Origin of the sequence: Janthinobacterium sp. TB1-E2, assembly GCF_036885605.1 — a bacterium.
Lineage (GTDB): Bacteria > Pseudomonadota > Gammaproteobacteria > Burkholderiales > Burkholderiaceae_D > Janthinobacterium > Janthinobacterium aestuarii.
In genome coordinates, this window is record NZ_CP142523.1 from 5,093,385 (window position 1) to 5,118,131 (window position 24,747).

The window sequence follows — 24,747 nt, forward strand, 5'->3', positions numbered from 1 at the left end:
CACGCGCCGCCGTTACGCTGCGCAGCTTGTATTACTTCCAATACTTTCCACAGGCTGATGATGACCACCCACTTGACGCTGGCCCTGCGCCGCCATTCCTTCCATGTTTTGCTGGGCGCTTGCGCCGCAGGTCTCTCCTTGCCGGCCCTGGCGCAAACGGCCGTGGCTGCCGCCGTGGCCTCGGCCACGACCGAGATGGCCGCGCCCGCCACTGCCGCCGATGATGGCGCGACTATGGCCACCGTGGAGATTTCCTCGCGCAAGACGCGCTCCTCGGTCGCCCTGAGCAAGAATGAAATCCAGAAAATCCTGCCCGGCACGAATCCACTGAAAGCCTTGCAAACCTTGCCGGGGGTCAGTTTCCAAACGGCCGACCCGTGGGGCAACAACGAACAGAACCTGTCGCTGTTCGTGCATGGCTTTTCCGGCCAGCAACTGGGCTACACCATGGATGGCGTGCCGCTGGGTGACCAGCAGTATGGCAACTATAACGGCCTGTCGCCGCAGCGCGCCGTCATCAGCGAAAACGTGCGCAGCGTCGTGCTGTCGTCGGGTGCGGGCGACCTGGCCACGGCCTCGACCAGCAACCTGGGCGGCACCATCGAAACCTATTCCAGCGACCCGCTGGCCACGCAGGGCGCCAGCGTGCAGCAAACGGTGGGCAGCCACCGCACCTCGCGCACGTTTGCCCGCTACGACACGGGCGCCTTCGGCGACGGCAGCAGCGCCTACTTTTCCATCCTGCACCACGAGGCGCGCGCCTGGGACTTCGATGCGCGCCAGGGCGGCGACCAGTTCAATGCCAAGTACGTCAACCGCAGCGATGCGGGCAAGCTGACCCTGTTCTTCAATTACTCGGACAAGATCGAGCCGAACGAAGACAGCACCGTGCACGTGGCCGGCGAGACGAGCGCGCCGTACACGCGCCCCTTCCTGTATCCGGACTTCAAGGCGGCCCTCAATTACCTGTCGCCAACGGGCGCCACGCCCGCCGCCGACGGCAACAATTACCGCAATTACTACAGCGATGCGCAGCGCACCGATTACCTGGCGTATGCCAAGTTCGACGCCAACTTGTCCGAAGGCATGACGTGGTCGAACCAGGTGTATTACCACAAGGATGACGGCGTGGGCGTGGTGGCCGGCCCCATCGGCGTGGCCGGCTTGCCGGGCCTGTTCAGCGTGTACTATCCGAAGCAGAACCTGAAAGAAGTCTTCGGCAACTCGGGCTACGCCGTGCGCACGACGGAATACGACATCAAGCGCGGCGGCTTCCTTTCCACACTTCGCAAGGAAATCGGCAATCACCAGCTCGAAGCGGGCCTGTGGCTGGAGCAGAACCGCTCGTCCGCCTACCGCCGCTGGTATGCGCTGGACGTCAACAACCCGACGTCGCCGTACGACCGCCCGAGCAATCCCTTGATCACGCAATACGGCAGCGAGATCGACAACAAGGTGGTGCAGCTGCACTTGCAGGATGAATGGCGCATCCGCCCCAACATCGCCCTGCAAGCCGGCTTCAAGTCCAGCCTGCAGTTTGCCGACGGCCAATTCCCCGTGCAGCCGGCCAAGGGCGCCATCGCCGGCGGTTCGACGGCCTTGCCGGTCGGCACCATCAACACGAAAAAATGGTTCCTGCCACAAGTGGGCGCGCGCTGGGACTTCACGCCGCAAGACCAGCTGTATTTCAACATCCAGAAAAACATGCGCCAGTTCGTCACCTATGGCGGTGGCGGCGCCTCGCCATGGAGCTTGTCGAGCCAGGCCGCTTTTGATTTGTTCAAGCGCGACGCCAAACCGGAAACGGCCCTCACCTATGAAGTGGGCGTGCGCGGCAGCCATCCATTGAACCTGGGCGCCATCACTTCCATCGATGGGCAAATCAACGTCTACCACGTCGACTTCAGCAACCGCTTGCTGCAGATCAGCCCGACCCCCGTGATTTCCTCCATCATCGGCGGCAACCCCGTGCTGGCCAACGTGGGCAGCGTGCGCACGGACGGCATCGATATCGCCGGCACTGTTCACTTCGGCAACAATTTTTCGTTCTACAATGCCCTGTCGTACAACCGTTCGCAGTACGCGGATAATTACAACAATGGCGCCGCGCTGGTCTTGACTGCTGGCAAGAACGTACCCGGCTCGCCGGAATGGCTGAACAAGTTCGTGGCTTCCGCGACGTTTGGCGATATCGAAGTACAGCTGACGGGAGACTATGTGGGCAAGCGCTACGCGACATACACCAACGATTTGTCCGTGCCCAGCTATTTCCTGATGGGCCTGGGCGTGTCGGGCCAGCTGCCGGCCATGGCCAGCTGGCTGAAAAACCCGCGCTGGCGCCTGAACGTCAGCAACCTGGCCAACCGCGAAGGCTCGCTGAACGTGGTGGTCGGCGCGGCCGACAAGACGTACAACACTTTCCCGATCGCCCCGCGTCAGGGCTTCCTCACCTTGACGGCGGACTTCTGATGCCTACGCCAATCTTGCCGCAACGGCATTTTTCGCGCCGCAGCTTCGTCCGGGTGGCCGCCGGCGGCCTGGCGCTGGCCGCCGCGCCCGGCTTTGCGGCCGGCCTGCTGGCCACGCCACCTGCCCGTCCGCTCGTGTTCGCCCACCGGGGCGCCAGCGCCCTGCGTCCCGAGCACACCTTGGCGTCGTACGCCAAGGCCATCCTCGACGGCGCCGACTACGTGGAGCCGGACCTGGTCGCCACGCGCGACGGCATCCTCGTGGCGCGCCACGAAAGCAACCTGATCGACACCACCGACGTGGCGCGCCGTCCCGAGTTCGCCAGCCGGCGCGGCAAGAAGATGGTCGACGGCGAATGGCATGAAGGCTGGTTCGTCGACGACTTTACGCTGGCCGAACTGAAAACCCTGCGCGCCATCGAACGGCTGCCGAAAGTACGTACCGGCAACACCTTGTACGATGGACAATTCCAGATCCCCACGTGGGAAGAAATCATCGATTTTGTTGCAGCGCAATCGGCCGCCAGCGGACGCATCATCGGCCTCGTGCCCGAGCTGAAAAGCTCGACCTACTTCCGCGATGCGGGCCTGGCGCTGGAAGACCGTTTCCTCTCAACCCTGCTGGCGCACGAGTACACGCGGCGCGCACCGATCGAAATCCAGTCCTTCGAAGTGGCAAATTTGAAATACTTGCGCGAGAAGCTGGGACGGCGCGCCAACGTGCGCCTGATGCAACTGGTGGTGGGCGGCGATATCCGCCCGACGGACGTGGCCAAGGCGGGCGGCAAGCTGACGTTCGGACAGATGACGACGCCGGCCGGACTGCGCGACATCGCCGCCTACGCGGACGTGGTGGCGCCGCCCACACGAGCAATCATCCCACTGGGCGCCGACCAGCGCCTGGCCAAGCCTACGTCCATCGTCGACGATGCGCACCAGGCGGGCTTGCTGCTGCACACGTGGACCTTCCGTCCGGAAAACCGTTTCCTGGCGGCCGATTTCCGCGATGGCAATGGCGAGAATGCGCGTAACGAAGCGGGATCCGTGGCGGAAATGCGGCGCTATATCGAGACGGGGCTGGACGGCTTTTTCAGCGACGATCCGGGTTTGGGGCGCATCGCCGCCGGATAAACATTTCGTAACAAATTCTTTTTCAGGGCGTGGCCGGCGGCTACGCCCTTATTATTCGTTTCTTGAATTTCTGAAATTGGAATTTGGAATTAGACATATATCGCGAACTCCATTATTGTGCAATGCAACAACAGACCATTCATGGAGGGCATATGTCCACTTTTACCAACACCTACAGCAACGACAACGACAACTATTTCAGCAACCTGGGCCGTGCAACGCGCGCCTTCCTGGGCGCCCTGCTCGCTTCCAAGCCGTACAGCGACTTGGCACAGAAGGAAGTCATCGCCAGCAGCGTCGCCAATGAAGAGCGCTATGTGCGCCCAAGCAAGCGCGACATCGCCCTGCTGAACTCGGAAGCGGCACGTTACGAAAACCTGATGCCGAATCTGGCTTCTGAGTTGCGCTTCCTCGCTTCGCGCGGCTAACTCAATACTGAAAGGATTTTTATATGATGATTCTCGAAACCGCACTGATCGCCGTCGCCGTCGTTGTTACCGGCATCCATTTCTACCTGATCTCGACCGGCAAGGCCCGTTTCTGATCAGCAAACAGCAAGACAGTCGTGTATAGCAGTAGAAAGTAAGAAGTACCAGGTAGCAATAAAGCTGTGATATGTCAGCCTGGCAATCGGTCCAGGCTGGCAAGTGGGAAGTACTCAGTGCGGCGCGGCAGCGTCCACCGGCGTTTCCTGCAGTGGCGGGGTTTGTCCCTTGCGCACGATCTGCACGAAAATCTCATTCTGTTTGACCATGCCCAGTTCATAGCGGGCACGCTCCTCGACGGCGCCCGTACCATCTTTCAGGTCGCGCACTTCGGATTCGAGCTTGGCGTTTCGCGCCTTCAATTCCACATTCTTTTTATTCGCCACCGCCACTTGGGCTTCCATGTCGGCAACGCGCAGCCAGCCGCCTTTACCCAGCCAGAGGGGAAATTGGATCAGCAGCAGCAGGGCTGCCAGGGCGAGCGTAATCAGGCGCATGGGGTAGTCGGTTAACAAACCGGCCGGATATCTCCGGCCGGCCAGTGGGTTTTACATCAGCTTACTTCAGATTATAGAACGCATCGCGGCCAGGGTAGCTGGCGATGTCGCCCAGGTCTTCCTCGATACGCAGCAGCTGGTTGTACTTGGCCATGCGGTCCGAACGCGACATCGAGCCGGTCTTGATCTGCAGGGCGTTCGTGGCAACGGCGATATCGGCGATGGTCGAGTCTTCCGTTTCGCCCGAGCGGTGCGAAATGACGGCCGTGTAGCCGGCGCGCTTGGCCATTTCGATGGCGGCGAAGGTTTCCGTCAGGGTGCCGATCTGGTTGATCTTGATCAGGATCGAGTTGGCGATGCCTTTCGAGATGCCTTCTTTCAGGATCTTGGTGTTGGTGACATACAGGTCGTCGCCGACCAGTTGCACTTTCTTGCCCAGTTCCGCCGTCAGGATCGCCCAGCCATCCCAGTCGCCTTCGTGCATCGCGTCTTCGATCGAGATGATCGGGTACTTGTCGCACCAGGTCGCCAGCAGGTTGGTGAACTCGGTGGCCGTCAGGCTCAGGCCTTCGCCCTCCATTTCGTACTTGCCGTTCTTGTAGAACTCGGACGCGGCGCAATCGAGGCCGATGGCGATCTGCGTGCCTGGCTCGTAGCCTGCTTCTTCGATGGCCTGGATGATCAGCTTGATGGCTTCTTCATGGTTGGCCAAGGATGGCGCGAAACCGCCTTCGTCGCCCACGTTGGTGTTCAGGCCCTTCTTGTGCAGGATCTTTTTCAGCGTGTGGAACACTTCCGCGCCGTAGCGGACGGCTTCCTTGAACGACGGGGCGCCCACGGGAATGATCATGAATTCCTGGATGTCCAGGTTGTTGTCGGCGTGTGCGCCGCCGTTGATGACGTTCATCATCGGCACTGGCATCTGCATGGCGCCCGAGCCGCCGAAATAGCGGTACAGCGGCAAGCCCGCTTCTTCGGCGGCAGCCTTGGCGACAGCCATGGAGACGGCCAGGATGGCGTTGGCGCCCAGGCGCGATTTGTTTTCCGTGCCGTCCAGGTCGATCAGGGTACGGTCGAGGAAAGCCTGTTCATTGGCGTCCAGGCCCATGATGGCTTCGGAGATTTCGGTATTGATGTTTTCGCATGCTTGCAACACGCCCTTGCCGAAGTAGCGCTTGGCGTCGCCATCGCGCAATTCCACGGCTTCGCGCGAACCGGTCGAGGCACCCGACGGTACGGCCGCACGGCCCATCACGCCCGATTCCAGCAACACATCGCATTCGACGGTCGGGTTACCGCGCGAGTCCAGGATTTCGCGACCGATAATATCAACAATAGCACTCATGTCATTCTCCAAAGTTAAGCGTAACAGGGGGCTGCACACTGCGTTCTGATGCGCAATTGCACAAAGGGGGCAAAGAAACTCCCGGCGGAGACTATCAGGCCGGGAGCTGTCTTACGGGTAATACTGTCGTGATCGACCGCGTTATTCCGCAGCGGCGTTGGCTTCTTTGTGCGCCAGCGCTGCCTTGATGAACGAGGTAAACAACGGATGGCCGGTGCGTGGCGTCGACTTGAACTCGGGATGGTATTGCACGCCCATATACCATGGGTGGGCATTTTCACCCGTGCGTGGCAATTCCATGATTTCGCACAAATCTTCGCTCGGCGTACGGGCCGAAACGATCAGGCCAGCCGCTTCGACACGGGCCAGGTAGTGATTATTGGCTTCATAGCGATGACGGTGACGCTCGGTCACCACGCTGCCGTAGATCTCGGCGGCGAGGGTGCCCGGATTGACGGCGCAGGTCTGCGCGCCCAGGCGCATGGTACCACCCAGGTCCGAGTTTTCATCGCGCAACTCGACTTTACCATCGTGGTTTTGCCACTCATTGATCAGTGCAACGACAGGTTGATCCGTATCAAGGTCGAACTCGGTCGAATTCGCGTTCGGCATGTCTGCCTTGTTGCGCGCGTATTCGATCAGGGCCACTTGCATGCCCAGGCAGATGCCCAGGTAAGGGATCTTGTTTTCACGGGCGAACTGGGCCGCCTTGATCTTGCCTTCCACGCCGCGCTTGCCGAAGCCGCCCGGTACCAGGATGGCATCGTATTTGCCCAGGTTGTCGCAACCGGTCGTTTCGATTTCTTCCGAATCGATGTACTCGATGTTGACGCGGCTTTCCGTGTGGATGCCGGCGTGGCGCAGCGCTTCGATCAGCGACTTGTACGACTCGGTCAGCTCGACATACTTACCGACCATGCCGACGGTCACTTCCGCCTTCGGGTGTTCCATCGTGTAGATCAGCTTGCTCCAGATCGACAGGTCGGCCGGTGCGGGATCGAGGTCCAGCGCGTCGCAGATGATCTTGTCGAGGCCCTGGTCGTGCAGCATTTGCGGCACTTTGTAGATGGTGTCGACGTCCCACACGGAAATGACGGCGTCTTCCTCGATGTTCGAGAACAGCGAGATTTTCGCGCGCTCGTCTTCCGGGATGGCGCGGTCGGCGCGGCACAGCAGCGCGTTTGGCAAGATGCCGATTTCGCGCAGCTTTTGCACCGAGTGCTGGGTCGGCTTGGTCTTCAGTTCACCGGCCGAGGCGATGTAAGGCACCAGGGTCAGGTGGACGAAGGCCGTGTTCTTGCGGCCGGCGCGCAGGCTCAGCTGACGCGCCGCTTCCAGGAATGGCAACGATTCGATATCGCCGACGGTGCCGCCGATTTCGCACAGGGCCACGTCGTAGCCTTCGGCGCCACGGCGGATGTAATCCTGGATTTCATTGGTGATATGCGGAATCACCTGCACGGTCTTGCCCAGATATTCGCCCCGGCGTTCCTTGCGGATCACCGATTCATAGATCTGGCCAGTGGTGAAGTTATTCACCTTTTTCATGCGGGTGGAAATGAAGCGCTCGTAGTGACCGAGGTCGAGGTCGGTTTCGGCCCCGTCATCGGTGACGAATACTTCACCGTGTTGCATAGGGCTCATCGTGCCAGGATCGACGTTGATATACGGGTCGAGCTTGAGCATGGTGACTTTAAGGCCGCGCGATTCGAGGATCGCGGCGAGGGAGGCGGCGGCAATCCCTTTTCCAAGGGAAGACACAACGCCACCAGTGACGAAGACAAATTTGGTCATTGCAGATGGTGCCGAACGGCACGTGCGGGAAATTGAAATTATACACTAAAGCCCGCCTGCGTCGCCTCCCGCGCGCGGAAATTTGCGCCAAATACCGACTATCCCTCCCCCTCCTGCTGTCTACGCACAACAAAATTGCAAGCTGGCAATAATTGAAATATTTCCAATTGCATACTTTGTGTGGGAGAGCGAACAGACCCTGCCGCACCCTGGCGGCACACTGGCATTTTCAACAGGAGGTCCATCATGAGCTACGAAGAACGCGACGCCTACGGCATGTATGTCAACCGCGGCCACAAAGGTCCCGGCCCTGAACTGATGGGTGCAGACACCCTGATCGGCGACCATGTGCACAACGCCAAGGATGAACATCTGGGCGAAATCAAGGAAATCATGATCGACATGCGCAGCGGCAAAATCGCCTACGCCGTCATGTCGCACGGCGGTGTGTTCACCATCGGCGAAAAGCTGTTCGCCGTGCCGTGGGAAGCGCTGCTGCTCGACACCGTCAACAAGCGCTTCACCCTCAACGTCGACAAGGAACGCATCGAAAACGCGCCCGGCTTCGACACCGATAACTGGCCGAACATGGCGGACCAAGCCTGGGCGACGTCGATCCACAGTTATTATGGAACGACGCCGCGCGAGTATTAAGAGCTGGCCTCATTTGGGGTCAGACCCGCCGGGGGCATGCGGCCCAATGGACCGCATGCCGATTCCAAAGGAACTGACCCCAGCTTTAAACTAGAACCGGTACTCCAGCCCCGCCACATACGTCCTGCCCCGCGCCGTACTCATCGGCGTGTTGTCCTGCGACTGCGACGGCATCGAGTTCAGCCGATTCAGCGCTTCCGAGTAATTCTTGTCCATGGCGTTCTGCACGGACAGGCGCAGGAACAGGTTTTTCGTCACTTGCCAGCTCGCATACAAATCGATCACGGCCGGGATCTTCGGATTGTCCACCTTTGTCACTTCCCCCGTCACCTCATCGGCTTCGTTCTCCGGCGACAGGCGGCGGTTCGATCCCGTGTGCTTGATGATGGCGCCGATTTCCATTTTATTGTCCAGCAAGCGCGTACCCACGTCGAGGTTGTAGTAGGTGCTGGGCAGCTCGCTGATGTCGGAAGCGCCAAACCACGCGCTGGCGATCGAGGTGGGCTGGCTGGTCTTTTCACGCGTGTACGACAGCCGCGCAAAAGCCGGACCCAGCTGGTATTGCGCTTCCAGTTCCCAGCCGCGCGTACGCACGGGCGTGGCCGAGTTGATGTAGATATACATATTGGTCACGTATTCGTCGACCGTCTCCCAGTCCGTGGCGATCACTTCCGACATATTACACTTGCGCCCGTTGTCACAGACGAGGAAGGATTGGCTGGTGATATAGCCGTCGATCTTGCTCTTGAAATACAAGGCCTTGAAGTTCAGCGCATCGTTGGCGCTCAGCAAACCGTGCAGGCTGGAGTTGAAACCCAGCTGATAGGTCGTCGCCTTTTCTCCCTTCAAAAACGGGTTCATCGAGGCCCCGCCGTCATTCGAGAAAAACACTTCCTGCGGATTCGGCCCGCGCATGGTGCGCTCGGCGCTGGCAAACGGCTGGAACCATGGCGTGACCTGCGCGGAAACGAGCAGCGAAGGATTGATCCCGTGTTCCTTCAGCGCGATATGCGCCGCCCCTTGCGGGAAACATTTCACGCGCTCGTCGCAGGCCGGCTTGTAGCCCGTCAATTCGAAACGCGTGTAATTGAGCCCGGCATTGACCTGATAGATGCCGCGGTTGTATTGCAGGCCCGCATACAGGCTGTCGATCTTTTGCTTGCCGGCCGGGCCAAAGGTATTGTTTTCAATCGACTGCCGGTTGGCATCCGGATTGTCGGGATCGTCGACAAGGCTTTCCACGTGCTTGCTGTATTGATTGCGCATCAGCTTGCCGCCCACGGTCACCAGCGCATCGCCGCCCGCCAGCTTGAAACTGCTCGTGTTGTTGATGTCAAAGGCATCGGCGCGGTTGGCCGTGCTCGTGTTGACGAAATTGATCAAGGCTTCCGGCATGTACTTCTGCTTGCCGCGGCTGCTGCTGGCCGTCACATTCAGGTCGATCAATTCCGAAAACGGCGTGTAGTGATATTTCACATAGTAGTCATCGCTCCGGATATCGCGGCGCGTGAACGTATTGCGGTAATCGCGCGCCGACAGTTCCAGCGCATGGAAATCGCTCAGTTTGAGGTCCAGCTTGAGCAATTGCGACTTCGGCTTTTGTTGATAGAAACGGTTGTAGCCGAAGCCGAATTCCTCGCTATCCGTGCCCTTGCCATTCTTGTAGTTGTTGCCGATCACGCTCGCGCTCGTGGCCGCCATGAAGCCGACGCTGCCGCCATCGAAGGCGGGATTTTTCATGGCCACGGCCAGCATGGCGCTGCGCCCCACGCCATTGTTACCGGCGGACATCTTCGTGCGCGCGCCCACCTTCTCGCCCGTAAACACCACGTCATCGACGCCGATGGTGCGGAAGTTGGCGCTGCCGCCCAGCGCATTGACGCCGTCGCCACCGACGACATTACCGCGCGACACGTCCACGCCGATGATGAAATTCGGGTCGATCAGGGCGCCGAATTGGCTGCTGGGCACGCTACCATGCGCCACTTCCGACGGTGCGCTGCCATAGTAATTCTGCGTCACGCCATCGACCATGGTGTTGACCCGGCCAAAGCCGGACAGACCGCGGATATTGACGCTGACGGCGCCCTGCGCGGGATCGATCTGGGTAAACGTGCCCGGCATGCCGCGCAGTATCTGGTCGACCGGCTGCAAGCGCGTATCGGCGCCGCGCGCACTGACGGCGCCCGGTTTTTCCAGCGCCTGCTGTTCCGCCGACACAGCCTCGCCCGATACGTTCAGCGGTGAAAACACGACCTTGCCACTCTCTTGTGCCTGTTGCGCCCATCCCTGCTGCGCGAGCAAAGCCATGCAGATGCCCACGGCCTGCGTCATTGTCTTGATATGCATACACCCTCGATTTCTTATGTGATTGAAAATTCAGCTGGTGCCGTGGCCGCTCTCGGCGTCGAGCTTGAACGACACGGGCAAGGTCACTGTCACCGTGCCCTGGTGCAGGACGTTGTCGGGCGGCGCCGGCAGCGGTTGCGCGCGCTGCAGCACTTGCAGCGCTTCGCGGTCGAGCAGCACCGTGCCCGATGAGGTGACCAGTTCGCTGGCCAGCAGCTTGCCGTCGCGGTCCACCTGGAAACGCACCCAGGCGGCGCCGGCCCGCTTGCGCTGGCGCGCGTCGCCCGGATAGCGCTTGAAATGGGCCAGATGGCCGAGCACGCGGCTTTGCCAGCTGGCGGGCGCGGCATTGGTCGACGGCGTATCGCTATCGAATGGCGCCGCCTGCGGACCGCGCACGGCGGCCGGCGCCGGCGTGGCGCTGCTGCTGGCTTGCGCGGGCACGGACGCTTCCTTCGCGGCATCCTTGCCCGGCTCCGTCGACGGACTGGTTTCCGCCTTCGCCTCTTTTTCCGCAGCGACAATCTCCGGCGCGGCGGCGCGCGCCAGTACGGGCAGCGCCTCTTGCCTGGCCGTGCTCCTTTTGGGTTGGGCGGCACTGGACGCCGCCGACTGGCGCGCCCCTGCCGCTGCCGCTTGCCGTGTTTCCGGCGACATCGCTTGCGCGGCAAATACCACCATCACGCTGGCGGGCGGCTGCGTGGGAGCGACGCTGACGGGCCGCCACCCGGCCCACAGCAGCAGCGCCAGCACGGCGGCCACCACCAGCGACGTGGCGATGCCCCAGCTCAATATCGGACGCGGATTCACCCGCCCTCCCGGCCGACCAGGCCCACTTTCAGATAGCCGGCCTGGCGCAAGGCATCCATCACGCCCAGCACGTCTTCATACGCCGCTTGTTTGTCGGCCTGGAAAAACAGGGTGCGCTGGCGGTCACCGCCCGTCTGCGCGTCGAGCAGGCTGCCCAATTGCTCGCGCGCCACGGGTGCCTCGCCCAGGTACAGGCTGCGGTCGGCTTTCAGGGAAACGAACAGGGGCTTGTCGGGACGCGGTGCCGGCTTGGCCGTGGCGGCCGGCAAGTCGATTTTCAGGTCGACGGTGGCCAGCGGCGAGACCACCATGAAAATGATCAACAGCACCAGCATCACGTCGATGAAGGGGGTGACATTGATCTCGCTCAATTCCGGCATGTCGGCCGTATCGTCGTCCGGCGTAGGGAACAGGGAAGCCATGGCTCAGGCCTGCTGGCGCGCGTCGAGGTCGCGGCTCAGCATCAGCAGCACTTGTGCGGAAGCGGCGCGCAGCTGCGCCTTGTACTGGTTGATGCCCCGGCTCAAGACGTTATAGATGACGACGGCGGGAATCGCCGCCACCAGGCCCAGGGCGGTGGCCAGCAAGGCTTCCGCAATGCCGGGTGCGACAGTGGCCAAATTCGTGCTCTGGCTGACGGCGATGTCGATGAAACTGTTCATGATGCCCCACACGGTGCCGAACAGGCCGACGAACGGCGCCACGGCACCGATGCTGGCGAGCAGGCCGATGCCTTGCGTCATGCTGCGTATATTGTGCGCAATCCACTGTTCCTGGCGAAAGCCAGCCCGCTCCTTCAGGGCCGTCGCCGGCGCGCTGGCGTGCGATAAATTCAATTCCTGCTGCACGTCGTCGAGCAGCTGTTGCACCAGCACGGACGCCCGGCTCTTTGCCGCCGCGTCCGGCAAAGAAGTCGCCGTCTTCAGCACGGCGACGGCTTGCGCTGCCGTGCGCCGCGCCTGCAGCAAGCTGGCGCCCTTCACCAGCAAGACCACCCAGGTGGCCAGCGCGGCGACGAGCAAGCCGATGAGCACGCTTTTGACGACCTGGTCGGCAGCGAAAAACATGCCCAGCGGCGACATATCGTGCGGCAAGGTGGACGCTTGCGCGGTGGCATGCAACAGGGACAGCAATACGCCGCAGGTAGCGGCTTTGAGACAGGAGATACGCATGGAAGCTTCAACAGGTAACAGGCATGGCTGCGCCAACGGCGCGCACGCGCATGCAAAAAAATCGGACGAACTACCTGGCTGCTGCGAAGAAGCTTGCTGGGGGAGAATGCCGGGCTGAACGCCCGGCGGAGGTGCTACGGCTTACTTGGCGCTGGCGACGGCGGGCGCCACAACCGGCGTGAACCAGACGAAATCGGCCTGCGGCGCCTGGACTGCCGCGCCCTGCTGCGCCAGGACCAGCACCAGCGGCGCGGGGCCGCCCGTCAAGTCCTGCACGTGCAGCGGCACGCCCAGGTCCTTGTGCGCATGATAGGCGCCGGCGATCAGCACGGCCGGTGCGGGCGCGGCCAGCAGGCGCTCGGCCATGCGGCGGTCGCGCTGCTGCTGCACCGACAGCATGGCGGCCAGGCGCGGTTCGTCGATCTGGTTGTCGTGCATGACGCGGATGATGTCTTTCAGCTTGGCATGCACCTTGCCATCGTTGGCCAGGTTCGAATGCTTGCCTTGAACAGTTGGCTTGTCGATAAACATTTGCTTGATCTCGCTGCGGTCCAGGTTGGCCGACCAGACGGGATACGGCGCGCGCATCACGGTCATCACCAGGTCGCCATATTGCGCCCACTTCCAGTTCGGCTGCCAGGCCAGCAGTTCGGCCACGTGTTCGGGGCGCACGACGGGGTCCGTCTGCAGCCACGGCTTGACCTTGTCCACCTTGGCTTGCTGATCCGGGTTCAGCATTTCCAGCAGCACGCTGCCTTGCGGACGCTGGCCCTGCAACTGCTGCAACAGCCATTGCTCGATCTGGTGATGGCTGAGCTGGTCATGCTGCTCACCCACGATGACACGCGGCGCGGCGGCCAGCTGGGCCAGCAATTGCTCGGCAGTCACGCGCTTGCCGCTGCGCAGGTCGACGATCTCGCCCAGCTGGCGCACGTCTTGCGCAACGGCAGGCGCAACGGCGGTGGCGCCGGCACCGGTGACGGGTGCGACGCTGCCGCAGGCGCTCAGGGCCAGCACGCAGGCGGGCAGGACGGCGGCGAAGGACAGGGGAAATCTCATGGGCATGGCCTTTCGGGTTGAAGCACGCATTGCAAAATAACTACTGGCGGGCATTTTAATAGAAATGATTCTCATTTACAACCACTGCGCGGCGCATCATGCGGAATTTTTTACAACTGGCAAAAATGGTGCTTCGGTGAAATCTCCAGGTGCGGGGTAGAATAAAAAAAACGGAGGACTTGCGTGAATCAAACTGACCAGTTGGCGGTACTGAAAAAACCGCTGCCAGACTCTCTTGCTGCCGTACTTTCCCTGATCTTTGCCGACCGCTTTTCCATGACGCAAGCCGTGCGCGAACACCATGGCCGCGACGAGTCGAGCTATCCCCCCATGCTGCCGGACGCCGTCATCTTCGCCCATTCCACCGAGGAAGTGGCGGCCGCCGTCAAGCTGTGCAGCGCGCACGACGTGCCCATCATCGCCTACGGCAGCGGCACCTCGCTCGAAGGCCACGTGCTGGCCCTGCATGGCGGCGTGACGATTGATCTGTCGCAAATGAACCAGATGGTCGCCGTGCATGGTGAAGACTTGACGGCCACCGTACAGGCGGGCGTGACGCGCAAGCAGCTCAATGAAGAAATCCGCGACACGGGCCTGTTCTTCCCCATCGACCCGGGCGCCAATGCGTCGCTGGGCGGCATGGCGGCCACGCGCGCCTCGGGCACGAACGCCGTACGCTACGGCACCATGCGCGAAAACGTGCTGGCCCTGACCGTGGTGACGGCCGATGGCCGCATCATCAAGACGGGAACGAGGGCGAAAAAATCGTCGGCCGGCTACGACCTGACGCGCTTGTTCGTCGGCAGCGAAGGGACGTTGGGCATCATCACGGAAGTGACCGTGAAACTGTATCCGCTGCCGGAAGCGATCTCGGCGGCCGTGTGTTCGTTCCCCGGCACGGGCGAAGCCGTCAGCGCCGTGATCCAGACCATCCAGATGGGTATTCCTGTGGCGCGGGTCGAGTTTCTCGATGAAAATGGCGTGAAAGCCATCAATGCCTACGACAAGATGGCGCTGCCGCAAAAGCCGCTGCTGCTGTTTGAATTCCACGGCACGCCGGCCAGCGTGGCCGAGCAGGCGCAGCTGGTGCAAGCCATCACGGCCGAACACGGCGCCAGCGATTTCGAATGGGCCAGCCGCCCCGAAGACCGCTCGCGCCTATGGGCCGCGCGCCACAACGCGTATTTCGCCCTGCTGCAGATGCGCCCCGGCAGCCGCGCCATTTCCACCGATTGCTGCGTGCCGATTTCGCGCCTGGCCGAATGCATCCTCGCCACCAAGGCCGATTGCGAAGCACAGGGCCTCGTCTACGCCATCATCGGCCACGTGGGCGACGGCAATTTCCACGTGCAGATGCTGGTCGACCCGGACGATCCGGCCGACATCGCGCGCGCGGAAAAGGTCAACAGCGACATGGTCACGCGCGCCATCGGCATGGATGGCACGTGCACGGGCGAGCACGGCGTGGGCATGCACAAGATGGCGTTCCTCGTGGAAGAACATGGTGTAGGCGCCATCGACACCATGCGCGCCTTGAAACATGCGCTCGATCCGAAGAACATCATGAACCCGGGGAAGATCGTGCGCTGGTAATCAATACCAACCCAAAAAGCAAATGCCGGGGTCGTACCCTGAGGGTACGCCCCCAGTCCTTGTCGTTGGGGTGATTTTTACAATTCCATGCGCATCGGCACGAAGGCGATGCCGCCCTCTTCCACCTTCGGCCCCGTGGCGACAAAGCCCAGGCTCGTGTACAGGGGCAAGGCATACAGCGAGGAGTTGACGGTAAAGGCCGTCACATCGCCCCTGGCCAGCGACGCATCGCGGGCTGCCTGCCACAGGCGGCGCGCCATGCCGCGCCGGTGCAGGGCGCGCGGCACGAACATGTGGAACAGATGCGTGTTGTCGCGCATGGCCACGACGCCGGCCAGCTCGCCGCCGATATGCGCGAGCTGATACGCGTAGCGCGACTGTGACAGATAGCCTTCAATGGCTGGCTGGCGGCAGTGTTCGATGAATTTTTCCGCCCCCGCGCCATCCGGATGCAGGGTCAAAAAGGGCATCAGGTCGTCGATCAGGGCAACGATGGCGGGCGCGTCGGCGACGAGGGCGGGACGCAGTGTCGGTTCGGGTAATGTTGTCATTCTTAAATAATGCCATGCCCTCCTCCCCGCCTGCAACTCTCAACAGAAATCCCGGCTGCTGGTGCGCAAGCGTCCCAGCAGATGCGACATGTCGACCAGGCGCTTGGCCACCAGGTTGCGCACGATGCCCTCGCGCTGCCACACGCCGTACACGCCCAGCAGTGGCGCACTCAGCACTTCGCGCCGCTGGCTTTCCACCAGGTCGGGCCAGACGATGACGTTGACGGTGCCCGTCTCGTCTTCCAGGGTCATGAAGATCACGCCCTTGGCCGTGCCCGGCCGCTGGCGCACGGTGACGATGCCGCAGGCGCGCGCCACTTGCCCGCTCGTGTACGTCATCAGCGTGGACGCCGGCATGAAACGCTGTTCCAGCAATTGCCTGCGCAGCAGCGCCAGCGGGTGACGGCCCAGGGTCAGGCCTTGCGCGCGGTAGTCGCTGACGATGCTCTCGCCTTCCGTCGGCGCGGCCAGCATGGGCAAGCCTTCCTCTTGCGTCGTGGCGCGCAGCAAATCCCTGTCGGGCACGGCGCCGGCCGCCTGCCACAGCGCTTCGCGCCGGTGCCCGGCCAGCGCGTGCAGGGCGTTGCCGGCGGCCAGCACCTGCAAATCATGACGGTCCAGGCCGCCACGCAGGGCCAGGTCGGCCACGTCGACAAAAGCGGCAATGGCGCGCGCATCCTCGATATGCCGGGCGGCCTCGGCACGCATGCCGAACAGGCTGTTCAAGCCCAGGCGCACGGCGGGCGCGGCCCCTTCCACAGTCTCTTCCAACGTCGCTTCCCAGGCGCTGATGGCCACGTCGACGGGCAGCACCTGCACGCCATGCCGGCGACCATCCTGCACCAGTTGCGAGGGACTGTAAAAGCCCATGGGCTGGCTGTTGAGCAAGGCGCACAGGAAGGCGGCCGGTTCGTGGCATTTCAGCCAGGAACTGGCGTACGTCAACAGGGCGAAACTGGCCGCGTGCGACTCGGGAAAGCCGTATTCGCCAAAGCCCTCGATCTGGCTGAAGATGGCCTCGGCAAACTTTTTCTCATAGCCATTGTCCACCATGGCATTGACGATGCGGTCATGGTAATTGTTCATGCCACCCTTGCGTTTCCAGGCCGCCATGGCGCGCCGCAACTGGTCCGCTTCGCCGGGCGTGAAATCGGCGGCGATGATGGCCACCTGCATCACCTGTTCCTGGAAAATGGGAATGCCCAGAGTGCGTCCCAGCGCCTTTTCCAGGCCTTTCGGATACTCGACCAGTTCCTTCTGCTGGCGGCGCTGCAGATACGGATGCACCATGCCACCCTGGATGGGGCCGGGGCGCACGAGCGCCACTTCGATGACGAGGTCGTAGAATTCACGGGGCCGCAGCCGGGGCAGCATGCTCATCTGCGCGCGCGACTCGATCTGGAACACACCGATGGTGTCGGCCTCGCACATCATGTCGTAGGTGGCCGGGTCTTCGCGGGGAATATCCTGCAGGCGGAATTCCTCGCCGCGCCGCGCACCGACCAGTTCCAAAGCGCGGCGCAGGGCCGACAGCATGCCCAGCGCCAGCACGTCGACCTTCATCAAGCCCAGCTCCTCGAGGTCGTTCTTGTCCCACTCGATGACGCTGCGCTCGGCCATGGTGGCGTTTTCAATCGGCACCAGGCGCGACAATTTTCCATGCGCAATGACGAAGCCGCCCGGATGCTGCGACAGATGGCGGGGAAAGCCCAGCAGCTGCTGCGCCAGGCCGGCCCACTGCTGCGACAATGCCGCTTCCGGGTCGAGCCCGCATTCGGCCAGGCGCTCCAACAGATCGCGCTTGCCGTCGAACCAGCGGTGCGCCTTGGCCACTTTTTCCACGATGGCCAGGTCGATCCCCAGCGCCCGGCCGCTGTCGCGCAAGGCGCTTTTCGGACGGTAGCTGATCACCACGGCGGCCAGCGCGGCCCGCTCGCGCCCATATTTTCCGTAGATATATTGAATCACCTCTTCGCGCCGCTGGTGCTCGAAGTCGACGTCGATGTCGGGCGGCTCGTTGCGCTCGCGCGACATGAAGCGCCCGACCAGCGAATTGCCGCGTGCCGGGTCCACTTCCGTGATGTGCAGGCAATAGCAGACGGCCGAATTGGCGGCCGAGCCCCTGCCCTGGCACAGGATGTTTTGCGAGCGGGCAAAGCGCACGATATCGTACACGGTCAAAAAGTACGCTTCATACGACAGCTCGGCGATCAGATCCAGCTCCTGCTCGATCTGTTCCTGCACGTTGGCCGGAATGCCCAACGGAAAGCGGAGACGCGCGCCCGCATATGTTTCCTCGCGCAGATAGGTCGCCGGCGTGTGGCCGCCCGGCACCAGTTCGTCGGGATAGTCATAGTGCAGGCTGTCGAGGGAAAATTCGCACATCTTGGCGATGCGCAAGGTTTCCGCCAGCGCTTGCGGCGGATACACATTGGCCAGCCGCAGGCGCGCGCGCAAATGCTGCTCCGCGTTTTGCGCCAGCGCATAGCCGCATTCGCCCACGGGCTTGCCCACGCGAATCGCGCACAAAGTGTCGAGCAGGGGCTTGCGCGAACGCACGTGCATGCACACGTGGCCGACGGCCACCACGGGCAAACCCTGCGCCTGCGCCGCCTCTTGCACGGCGCTGCGGTGCGCGTCATCCTGCGCCCGCTGCAGCAGGTTCAGGCCGATCCAGCTGCGCTCGCCGCCAAAGGTGGCCGCCATCCACGCCCCCTGTGCGCGCACGGTTTCCGGCTGGGCCGGATAGCTGGGCAGCAAGATCATCAGACAGCCGGGCAGCCCCTGCAAATGCGCAAACTCGGCCGAAGGCGCCGCAAAATCGTCGGGCGTCAGCAAATAGCGCCCCTTGGCCGCCCGCGTGCGCGCCATGGTAATCAGTTCCGACAAATTGCCATAACCGTCGATGTCCCGCACCAGCGCCAGCAAGGACAGGGCCGGACTGCCGTCGGCCTGCGTCAAATGAAAATGCGCGCCGATAATCAGCGGAAAACCGGCCCGCTTGGCCGTCGCATGGGCACGCACGACACCCGCCAGCGAGCACTCGTCGGTGATGGCCAGCCCCTTGTACCCGAGCTGGACGGCGCGCGCCACCAGCTCTTCCGCATGCGAGGCTCCATGCAGGAAGCTGAAATTGCTCAAGCAGTACAGCTCAGCATACTCGGGTAAGACGGCGCCCCACATGATCTACCTCAATACTGTATATAAACACAGTATACTATACTCATCTGGAAGCAAGGGGCCGGTTTAAGCAGGGGCCAGCACTGCATGAAGAAGCCATAGCGAACGGAAGGGAGAGGTGGCAGGGAAGCGCAACAGCTGTTGATTTAGAAAGTCAAAAGCTGAGAGCCTGAAAAGTCAATGCGCGACAATACGAAACTCCGTTGCGGTGGCGATGGGACGAACTTGATTGCGCTCCCGTTTCAATTCCACGATGCCGTAGTTGGACATGGTTTTCAGTGTCCGCGACAGATTGCTCGGTTTACGGCCCGTTGTCTCAGCCAAGGCCGAGATGGATTCCGGTTGCGTTTCCAGAATCACGTGCAGCAACGCCCGGTTTTCGTCGCTCAGGACTTCCGCCAGCGATTTGATGGAAGTGAACCAGACTTTGGGTTCGTTCGGCTTCGGTTTATAGGTACCGCGAGCGATGGCGAGCACGCGTTCGCGGATTTTCTCTTGCGGCATGATGCCAATAAAAATCGGTTTCATTGCTTTTTTACCTCCAGCAAAATGCGGTCCACGTCAGCAAAGAAGTCATTGATCAGATGCTGTGCGTCCTTGAATTCGTATGGCACTCCCTGATCTGACGGATGCCGATGTTTATGGTCAAAAGTCACGATACGTCCCGCATATTTGAATTTCTTTGGCGGCTTCACCATATGGGCATTGTCGTAACCGAGGATGCGTTTGCCATACGGTTCGTGCAACGTCAGCGAGTAGCGTATGCCGTGGGGGATCTCATCCGATACCTTTGTCCGTCTGGCTTCTATCTTGATCCAATAACCGCCATCCTGGTCGAGTATGGAACCATCAAGGTCCAGCAATGTATAAATGGCAGGATCGATCCACATGCGGCAAAGTATATCATCAGTTGATATGCAACTTCCACGAAGGCGTCAATAAGCAGAGCCTTGTCGCTACAGGCTGGCAGGATTGCAAGAGGCGTTGCGCATATTTTCGTTTATGCTCGTGTTTTACCTTATGCCTCGCCCACCATGATCGTCCACTTCTTAAAATGTTTCGGCGCCGCACCCGGTGGCGGCAATGCGGCGCTGGTCGTGGAAAATGACGACAACAGCGAAACGGCACGCCAGCAATTCGCCCGCGAACGCCAGGTCAGCGCCTGCGTCTTCCTCGACCGGCAAGCGGACGGAGGCGTCGTGCTCGACTATTTTTATCCGCACACGCGCAGTCCCCTGTGCCTGCATGCCACCCTCGCGGCCGCGCATGTGCTGCTGACGGCGCCTGGCGCACCGGCAGCCTTGACGGTGACCACGGCCATGCGCGGGCAAGCTTTGCAGCTGGTGCGCCGCGCGGAAGGTATATTCATCGGCCTGACACCGCAACCGGCGCCTGCCGTCATGGTGGAGAAATATGTGCCGTCGGAACTGATGGGCCAGCACATGCACTTGCTGTCGCCGCCCGTGATCGCCTCCGTCGGCAGCCCGAAATTGCTGCTGGAAGTGGCCGACCTTACCACCCTGCGCGCGCTGCGGCCGAACCTGGAACTGATCGCCGACTGGAGCGCCTTGCATCAGGTCAACGGCTGCTATGCGTATTGCCGCACGGGCGAGCACGAGTACGAAGGGCGCAACTTCAACCACCTCGACCCGGCGCTGGAAGACAGCGCCACGGGCGTGGCGGCAGGCGCGCTGTCAGCCCATTTGCAGCAGTCGCTGCGCCTGCATCAGGGCCACGTGACGCAGCAGCCATGTTTGATCGAGGTGCAATACAGCGCGCAGGCAATCTGGGTGGGCGGCATGGTGCAACGCAGCACCTGAACGGGGCATGCCGCACCAGTACGAGGCAAGCCGGACAGCGGCGAAAAGATAATCAACCAGGAAACAACAGTTACTACAAATTTGTAATAACAAAACAAAGTATCGCTGGTGAATGATGAAATGATGGCACTAGAATCAAGTCACAATACCACTTGGAGATACTGCGTGCCGACCCTCACCACTTTGCGTAAAGCAGTCCTCATCAGCCTGTACGGCAGCGCCGCCCTGGCCGCCTTCAGTCCCGCCGCCATGGCGCAGAGCAACGACCCTGCGGCCACAGAAGGCCCCGTACAAACGGTCAGCGTGGTCGGCTCGCGCAGGGTCGCCAGCTCTTCCACCGATACGATGGTGCCGGTCGATATCATTCCGATTTCCAAGGTGGCCGAGCAAGGCGGCCAATTCGACCTGGCGCAATCGCTGCAATACATCTCGCCCTCGTTCAATTCCACGCGCCAGACGGGCGCCGACGGGGCCGACCTGATCGATTCAGCCGCCCTGCGCGGCCTCGGTTCCGACCAGACCTTGGTGCTGGTCAACGGCAAGCGGCGCCACACGACGGCCCTCGTCAACCTGTTTGGCGCGCGCAACCGCGGCAACACGGGCACGGACATGAATGCGATTCCCTTGTTGGCGATCAAGAACGTGCAAGTGCTGCGCGACGGCGCCGCCGCCCAGTACGGCTCGGACGCCATTGCCGGCGTGATCGACATCGAATTGAAGAAAAGCCTGGGCTGCGAAGCGGTGGCCGGCTACAGCCAGTATTCGGAAGGCGACGGCAAGAATTACATGACCTCTGCCTACTGCGGCATCGCGCTGGGCGACAAGGGCACCCTGGCCATCACGGGCGAATACCTGGACCGGGGCCGCTCGAACCGCGCCGATTCCGACAGCATGCGCATCATCGGCGACACCAAATCCAAGAACAAAACCCTGTATGTGAATGGCGACTACGCCACCAGCGGCACGGGCAAGCTGTACTTCACGGCCGGCGCACAGACGCGCGACGCCTCGAGCGCCGCGTTTGGCCGGGGCGGCATCGGCAGCGACGACATCCCGTCGCGCAATTCGGCCGCCATGTACCCGGACGGTTTCGTGCCTTTCATTAACGGCAAGATCGACGACCAGTACGCCACCATCGGCCACCGCAGCCAGATCGGCGAATGGCATGCGGACTTTTCGCAAACCTATGGCTACAACAAGATGCGCTACGACATCAGCAATACGCTGAATGCCTCGATCGCCAACCTCGACTTGATGAACGGCGGCAAGGGCATCAGCGCCAGCCACTACGACGCGGGCGGCTTCTCGTTCCAGCAGCTGACCAGCAACGCCGATTTCAGCCGTTACTATGACACGGTGATGCGCGGCATGAACGTGGCCTTCGGCGCCGAGTACCGCAGCGAGGAATACAAGATCATGGCCGGCGAACCAGGCTCCTACAACGACGCCGACGGCGTGGGTGTGGGCGGCAATGCGGGCAGCCAGGGCTTCCCCGGCTTCCAGCCCGGCGACGCCACGAAGGCCAAGCGCCACAGCATCGCCGCGTATGGCGACGTGGAACTGGAATGGACGGAACGCCTGAAAACCCAGGCAGCCTTGCGCTATGAAAAATTCAGCGACTTCGGCTCCACCGTGACGGGCAAGCTGGCCGGCAGCTACAAGCTGGCGCCGAACGTGCTGCTGCGCGGTTCCGCCAGCACGGGTTTCCGCGCGCCATCGTTGCAGCAAGTGTATTTCTCGTCCACCTTCACCGACTTCATCGGCGGCGTGCCCACCGACGTGGTGCTGGCGCCGAACGGCGGCACCGTCGCCAACGCGGCCGGCATTCCCAAGTTGAAAGAGGAAAAATCCACCAGCTTTACCTTGGGCACCACCTGGACGCCGACGCAAGCCATCTCCGTCACGGCCGACCTGTACAACATCAAGATCAAGGACCGCATCGTGCTGTCGGGCCGCTTCAATGCCGACAACTACCCTGACCTGGCCGCGCGCCTGGCCCTGTTGGGCGTGGGCGAGGCGCAATTCTTCGTCAACTCCATCGACACGCGCACGCGCGGCCTGGACCTGACGGCCTCGCACAAGGGCGAACTGGCCGGCAACCGCCTGAACACCTTCGTGGCCTTGAACTTGAGCAAGACGGAAGTGACGAAAGTCAAGACGCCCGCCTCGCTGACGGGCTTCGAAGATGTCTTGCTGTCCGAGCGCGAACGCCTGTTCATCGAACAGGGCGGCCCGCGCGCGAAAGCCACGCTGGGCTTCGACTACATCACGGGCAAGCTGGAATCGGATCTGCGCATCATCTATTTTGGCCCGCAAACCCTGGGCACCTTCAGCGGCACGGCCGAAGGCGTACCGAACGCCCGCTACAAGGCCAAGACCTCGGCCGACCTGAGCTTTACCTACAGCATCAGCAAGAACACCAAGCTGACTTTCGGCGGCAACAACATCTTCAACGTCAAGCCCACCACGCAAAACGCGGACGAGACGGATAACGGCTTCAAATACGACAGCGTGCAATTCGGCCTGAACGGCGCTTCGTATTTCGGTCGGCTGTGGGTGAAGTTCTGACCACCGTGTCCGCCTAAAAAAATAGCGGCTGCGCCAGCATGGGCAGCCGCTGTTTTTATGTCGGCATCACCATTCAATGCTCATCGCCCGCATAGATCCACATGGGCTCTGTTTTCCCGGCACGAACAAATCCCACGGATTCGTAGAACGCGATGGCCTTGCCGTCCGCCGTCAGTATTTGCTGGTGAAATCCCGCATATTTTTCCAGCATGGCCGCCATCATCTTTCTGCCGACGCCCTGGCCCTGCGCCATCGGATCGACGAGCATATGCGGAAAGTAAACAACCAGATGGCCATCGGAAATGGCATTGCCGATGCCAATCAGTTTGCCATCGGCACGGGCCGTCACCAGGCTGTGGGAATTACGCAGCGCGGCCATCAGCTCTTTGGGCTTTTCCGCGGACGACCAGTGGTTAGCCTTGTAGAGGGCTATCACTTCTTGCTCGGTGATCACATCATTCATGGAAATTTGCATCGGCACGGCCTTCTTTATGGATGACGCTGACCTTCGCAATGGGAAGGTCCAAGCGTTTCGATCACATCACCATCTATTGTATCGATCCACGCCCCGCCAGTTTCACAACTCGTAGACGCCCATGCTCCAGTAGCGGCTGCCTTGCCTGTTGCGGGCAAGCCAACCCAATGCCTGCAGTTCCTTGCCGATCAAACGATTCATGATGCCATGTCCGACCAGCAGCACAGGCCCCTTGGCGGCAAGCGCAACAAGCCGCTCGGCGGCGGCCCTGGCACGCTGCCGGGTGAGCGTCAGCGAGTCCGAGCCGCGCGCATAACCGCAAAGCCACAGCAGGCGGAAAATCACTGCCCAGGCTTGAGGCGGCAGCCAGGGCGCTTTCCAGAGCGCAAAGGGAAGCTCCGCTTCAGTGAAAATCGCCTCTTGCGTGAATGGCAAGTCGCCCAGTGCCCTGGCCGATGAGCACGCCCTAGGCGCCGTGCTGGCCACGATGGTCGACGCGGAAAGCGCGGCCACGGGGCACTCCAGAGGAATGTCGCCCTCCTTGATCAGCGATTGATTGTAGAGATCAATCCACTGTCCCATTTGCATGGGCGCTATCCAGCCGCCCTTGGCGAGTTGCGGCTCGCCGTGACGCATCAGTGTTATTCGCATGTTCAGTTCGGTCGCCTCGCATATTTATCAGCCTGCCTCATTGCCCCGACGGTGCCCGGCCAGCACAGCCGCAGTGAACAATGTTTGCCCTGCGGCAGAAAGCACGGATAATAGCGCCTAACTCATAAGCACTGTATTGGATTAC

Annotated in this window: 21 protein-coding genes; 7 read left to right on the forward strand and 14 right to left on the reverse strand. The window is 61.6% G+C overall.

Features of this window, described 5'->3' with window-relative positions; all coding sequences use genetic code 11:
• Positions 1 to 57: 57 nt before the first annotated feature.
• From OPV09_RS22910 to OPV09_RS22920, 3 genes are all read left to right on the forward strand, one after another.
• On the forward strand, positions 58 to 2,469 hold the full coding sequence (locus tag OPV09_RS22910) for a TonB-dependent receptor (protein WP_338679457.1): 2,412 nt from the start codon (positions 58 to 60) through the stop codon (positions 2,467 to 2,469).
• A complete protein-coding gene (locus OPV09_RS22915; protein WP_338679458.1) occupies positions 2,469 to 3,599 on the forward strand; it encodes a glycerophosphodiester phosphodiesterase in 1,131 nt (376 codons plus the stop codon). The genes OPV09_RS22910 and OPV09_RS22915 overlap by 1 nt, the downstream gene beginning before the upstream one ends.
• Positions 3,600 to 3,751: 152 nt before the next feature.
• Positions 3,752 to 4,027, forward strand: coding sequence for a hypothetical protein (locus OPV09_RS22920; RefSeq protein ID WP_072455257.1), 276 nt, complete (start codon positions 3,752 to 3,754; stop codon positions 4,025 to 4,027).
• A gap of 230 nt (positions 4,028 to 4,257) precedes the next feature.
• Here the strand turns inward: OPV09_RS22920 and ftsB are convergent, their stop codons facing one another.
• The 3 genes from ftsB to OPV09_RS22935 form a co-directional block, all read right to left on the reverse strand.
• Positions 4,258 to 4,581 carry a cell division protein FtsB gene (gene ftsB, locus OPV09_RS22925; protein ID WP_034750706.1) on the reverse strand — a complete coding sequence of 108 codons (324 nt, stop codon included), beginning with the start codon at positions 4,579 to 4,581 and terminating at the stop codon, positions 4,258 to 4,260.
• Positions 4,582 to 4,642: 61 nt separating this feature from the next.
• Entirely contained in the window at positions 4,643 to 5,926 is a 1,284-nt protein-coding gene (eno, locus tag OPV09_RS22930; protein ID WP_034750709.1) for a phosphopyruvate hydratase, read from the reverse strand.
• Between the two features lie 141 nt (positions 5,927 to 6,067).
• The gene (locus OPV09_RS22935) at positions 6,068 to 7,720 is read right to left on the reverse strand and encodes a CTP synthase (RefSeq protein WP_034750711.1); all 1,653 of its coding nucleotides are present in this window, start codon (positions 7,718 to 7,720) and stop codon (positions 6,068 to 6,070) included.
• A gap of 246 nt (positions 7,721 to 7,966) precedes the next feature.
• Here OPV09_RS22935 and OPV09_RS22940 point away from each other — a divergent pair, with 246 nt between their 5' ends.
• A complete protein-coding gene (locus tag OPV09_RS22940; RefSeq protein ID WP_034750714.1) occupies positions 7,967 to 8,374 on the forward strand; it encodes a PRC-barrel domain-containing protein in 408 nt (135 codons plus the stop codon).
• A gap of 90 nt (positions 8,375 to 8,464) precedes the next feature.
• Here OPV09_RS22940 and OPV09_RS22945 read toward each other — a convergent pair whose 3' ends face one another.
• The 5 genes from OPV09_RS22945 to OPV09_RS22965 all read right to left on the reverse strand — a co-directional run bounded on the left by OPV09_RS22945 (position 8,465) and on the right by OPV09_RS22965 (position 13,764).
• The gene (locus tag OPV09_RS22945) at positions 8,465 to 10,723 is read right to left on the reverse strand and encodes a TonB-dependent receptor domain-containing protein (protein ID WP_338679459.1); all 2,259 of its coding nucleotides are present in this window, start codon (positions 10,721 to 10,723) and stop codon (positions 8,465 to 8,467) included.
• Positions 10,724 to 10,753: 30 nt separating this feature from the next.
• A complete protein-coding gene (locus OPV09_RS22950) occupies positions 10,754 to 11,533 on the reverse strand; it encodes a TonB family protein (RefSeq protein ID WP_338679460.1) in 780 nt (259 codons plus the stop codon).
• The gene (gene exbD / locus OPV09_RS22955; protein ID WP_338679461.1) at positions 11,530 to 11,955 is read right to left on the reverse strand and encodes a TonB system transport protein ExbD; all 426 of its coding nucleotides are present in this window, start codon (positions 11,953 to 11,955) and stop codon (positions 11,530 to 11,532) included. The genes OPV09_RS22950 and exbD overlap by 4 nt, the downstream gene beginning before the upstream one ends.
• Before the next feature lie 3 nt (positions 11,956 to 11,958).
• Complete coding sequence (gene exbB, locus OPV09_RS22960; RefSeq protein WP_338679462.1) at positions 11,959 to 12,705, reverse strand: tonB-system energizer ExbB; 747 nt, start codon at positions 12,703 to 12,705, stop codon at positions 11,959 to 11,961.
• 141 nt (positions 12,706 to 12,846) lie between these two features.
• Positions 12,847 to 13,764 carry a ChaN family lipoprotein gene (locus OPV09_RS22965; protein WP_338679463.1) on the reverse strand — a complete coding sequence of 306 codons (918 nt, stop codon included), beginning with the start codon at positions 13,762 to 13,764 and terminating at the stop codon, positions 12,847 to 12,849.
• A 183-nt stretch (positions 13,765 to 13,947) separates the two neighbouring features.
• On the opposite strand from OPV09_RS22965, the gene OPV09_RS22970 reads away from it, so the two are divergent.
• Positions 13,948 to 15,357 (forward strand): FAD-binding oxidoreductase, encoded by a 1,410-nt coding sequence (locus OPV09_RS22970; protein ID WP_425324008.1) that lies wholly within the window; start codon positions 13,948 to 13,950, stop codon positions 15,355 to 15,357.
• A gap of 77 nt (positions 15,358 to 15,434) precedes the next feature.
• On the opposite strand, the gene OPV09_RS22975 is transcribed toward OPV09_RS22970, so the two are convergent.
• From OPV09_RS22975 to OPV09_RS22990, 4 genes are all read right to left on the reverse strand, one after another.
• Positions 15,435 to 15,908 (reverse strand): GNAT family N-acetyltransferase, encoded by a 474-nt coding sequence (locus OPV09_RS22975; RefSeq protein ID WP_235194203.1) that lies wholly within the window; start codon positions 15,906 to 15,908, stop codon positions 15,435 to 15,437.
• A gap of 39 nt (positions 15,909 to 15,947) precedes the next feature.
• Positions 15,948 to 19,091 (reverse strand): error-prone DNA polymerase, encoded by a 3,144-nt coding sequence (locus tag OPV09_RS22980; protein ID WP_338679464.1) that lies wholly within the window; start codon positions 19,089 to 19,091, stop codon positions 15,948 to 15,950.
• Between the two features lie 174 nt (positions 19,092 to 19,265).
• Positions 19,266 to 19,616: a transcriptional regulator gene (locus OPV09_RS22985; RefSeq protein ID WP_034750728.1), complete on the reverse strand. Its 351-nt coding sequence runs from the start codon at positions 19,614 to 19,616 to the stop codon at positions 19,266 to 19,268.
• Positions 19,613 to 19,978 (reverse strand): toxin-antitoxin system TumE family protein, encoded by a 366-nt coding sequence (locus OPV09_RS22990; protein ID WP_338679465.1) that lies wholly within the window; start codon positions 19,976 to 19,978, stop codon positions 19,613 to 19,615. Before OPV09_RS22990 ends, OPV09_RS22985 begins: the two co-directional genes overlap by 4 nt.
• A 144-nt stretch (positions 19,979 to 20,122) precedes the next feature.
• On the opposite strand from OPV09_RS22990, the gene OPV09_RS22995 reads away from it, so the two are divergent.
• On the forward strand, positions 20,123 to 20,908 hold the full coding sequence (locus OPV09_RS22995) for a PhzF family phenazine biosynthesis protein (RefSeq protein ID WP_338679466.1): 786 nt from the start codon (positions 20,123 to 20,125) through the stop codon (positions 20,906 to 20,908).
• Positions 20,909 to 21,073: 165 nt separating this feature from the next.
• Positions 21,074 to 23,476 carry a TonB-dependent receptor plug domain-containing protein gene (locus OPV09_RS23000; RefSeq protein WP_034750737.1) on the forward strand — a complete coding sequence of 801 codons (2,403 nt, stop codon included), beginning with the start codon at positions 21,074 to 21,076 and terminating at the stop codon, positions 23,474 to 23,476.
• Positions 23,477 to 23,549: 73 nt separating this feature from the next.
• On the opposite strand, the gene OPV09_RS23005 is transcribed toward OPV09_RS23000, so the two are convergent.
• Positions 23,550 to 23,939 (reverse strand): GNAT family N-acetyltransferase, encoded by a 390-nt coding sequence (locus OPV09_RS23005; protein ID WP_338679467.1) that lies wholly within the window; start codon positions 23,937 to 23,939, stop codon positions 23,550 to 23,552.
• Between the two features lie 114 nt (positions 23,940 to 24,053).
• Positions 24,054 to 24,587 (reverse strand): hypothetical protein, encoded by a 534-nt coding sequence (locus OPV09_RS23010; protein ID WP_338679468.1) that lies wholly within the window; start codon positions 24,585 to 24,587, stop codon positions 24,054 to 24,056.
• Positions 24,588 to 24,747 lie beyond the last annotated feature (160 nt).

Bases quoted from the DNA above. Each gene is read 5' to 3' on its own strand.
- OPV09_RS22980 (WP_338679464.1), bottom strand. From the start codon at position 19,091: ATGTGGGGCGCCGTCTTACCCGAGTATGCTGAGCTGTACTGCTTGAGC.
- OPV09_RS22975 (WP_235194203.1), bottom strand. From the start codon at position 15,908: ATGACAACATTACCCGAACCGACACTGCGTCCCGCCCTCGTCGCCGAC.
- exbD (WP_338679461.1), bottom strand. From the start codon at position 11,955: ATGGCTTCCCTGTTCCCTACGCCGGACGACGATACGGCCGACATGCCG.
- OPV09_RS22985 (WP_034750728.1), bottom strand. From the start codon at position 19,616: ATGAAACCGATTTTTATTGGCATCATGCCGCAAGAGAAAATCCGCGAA.
- exbB (WP_338679462.1), bottom strand. From the start codon at position 12,705: ATGCGTATCTCCTGTCTCAAAGCCGCTACCTGCGGCGTATTGCTGTCC.
- OPV09_RS22920 (WP_072455257.1), top strand. From the start codon at position 3,752: ATGTCCACTTTTACCAACACCTACAGCAACGACAACGACAACTATTTC.
- OPV09_RS22995 (WP_338679466.1), top strand. From the start codon at position 20,123: ATGATCGTCCACTTCTTAAAATGTTTCGGCGCCGCACCCGGTGGCGGC.
- OPV09_RS23010 (WP_338679468.1), bottom strand. From the start codon at position 24,587: ATGCGTCACGGCGAGCCGCAACTCGCCAAGGGCGGCTGGATAGCGCCC.
- OPV09_RS22915 (WP_338679458.1), top strand. From the start codon at position 2,469: ATGCCTACGCCAATCTTGCCGCAACGGCATTTTTCGCGCCGCAGCTTC.
- OPV09_RS23005 (WP_338679467.1), bottom strand. From the start codon at position 23,939: ATGAATGATGTGATCACCGAGCAAGAAGTGATAGCCCTCTACAAGGCT.
- OPV09_RS22965 (WP_338679463.1), bottom strand. From the start codon at position 13,764: ATGAGATTTCCCCTGTCCTTCGCCGCCGTCCTGCCCGCCTGCGTGCTG.
- ftsB (WP_034750706.1), bottom strand. From the start codon at position 4,581: ATGCGCCTGATTACGCTCGCCCTGGCAGCCCTGCTGCTGCTGATCCAA.
- OPV09_RS22940 (WP_034750714.1), top strand. From the start codon at position 7,967: ATGAGCTACGAAGAACGCGACGCCTACGGCATGTATGTCAACCGCGGC.
- OPV09_RS22935 (WP_034750711.1), bottom strand. From the start codon at position 7,720: ATGACCAAATTTGTCTTCGTCACTGGTGGCGTTGTGTCTTCCCTTGGA.
- OPV09_RS22945 (WP_338679459.1), bottom strand. From the start codon at position 10,723: ATGCATATCAAGACAATGACGCAGGCCGTGGGCATCTGCATGGCTTTG.
- OPV09_RS22990 (WP_338679465.1), bottom strand. From the start codon at position 19,978: ATGTGGATCGATCCTGCCATTTATACATTGCTGGACCTTGATGGTTCC.
- eno (WP_034750709.1), bottom strand. From the start codon at position 5,926: ATGAGTGCTATTGTTGATATTATCGGTCGCGAAATCCTGGACTCGCGC.
- OPV09_RS22910 (WP_338679457.1), top strand. From the start codon at position 58: ATGATGACCACCCACTTGACGCTGGCCCTGCGCCGCCATTCCTTCCAT.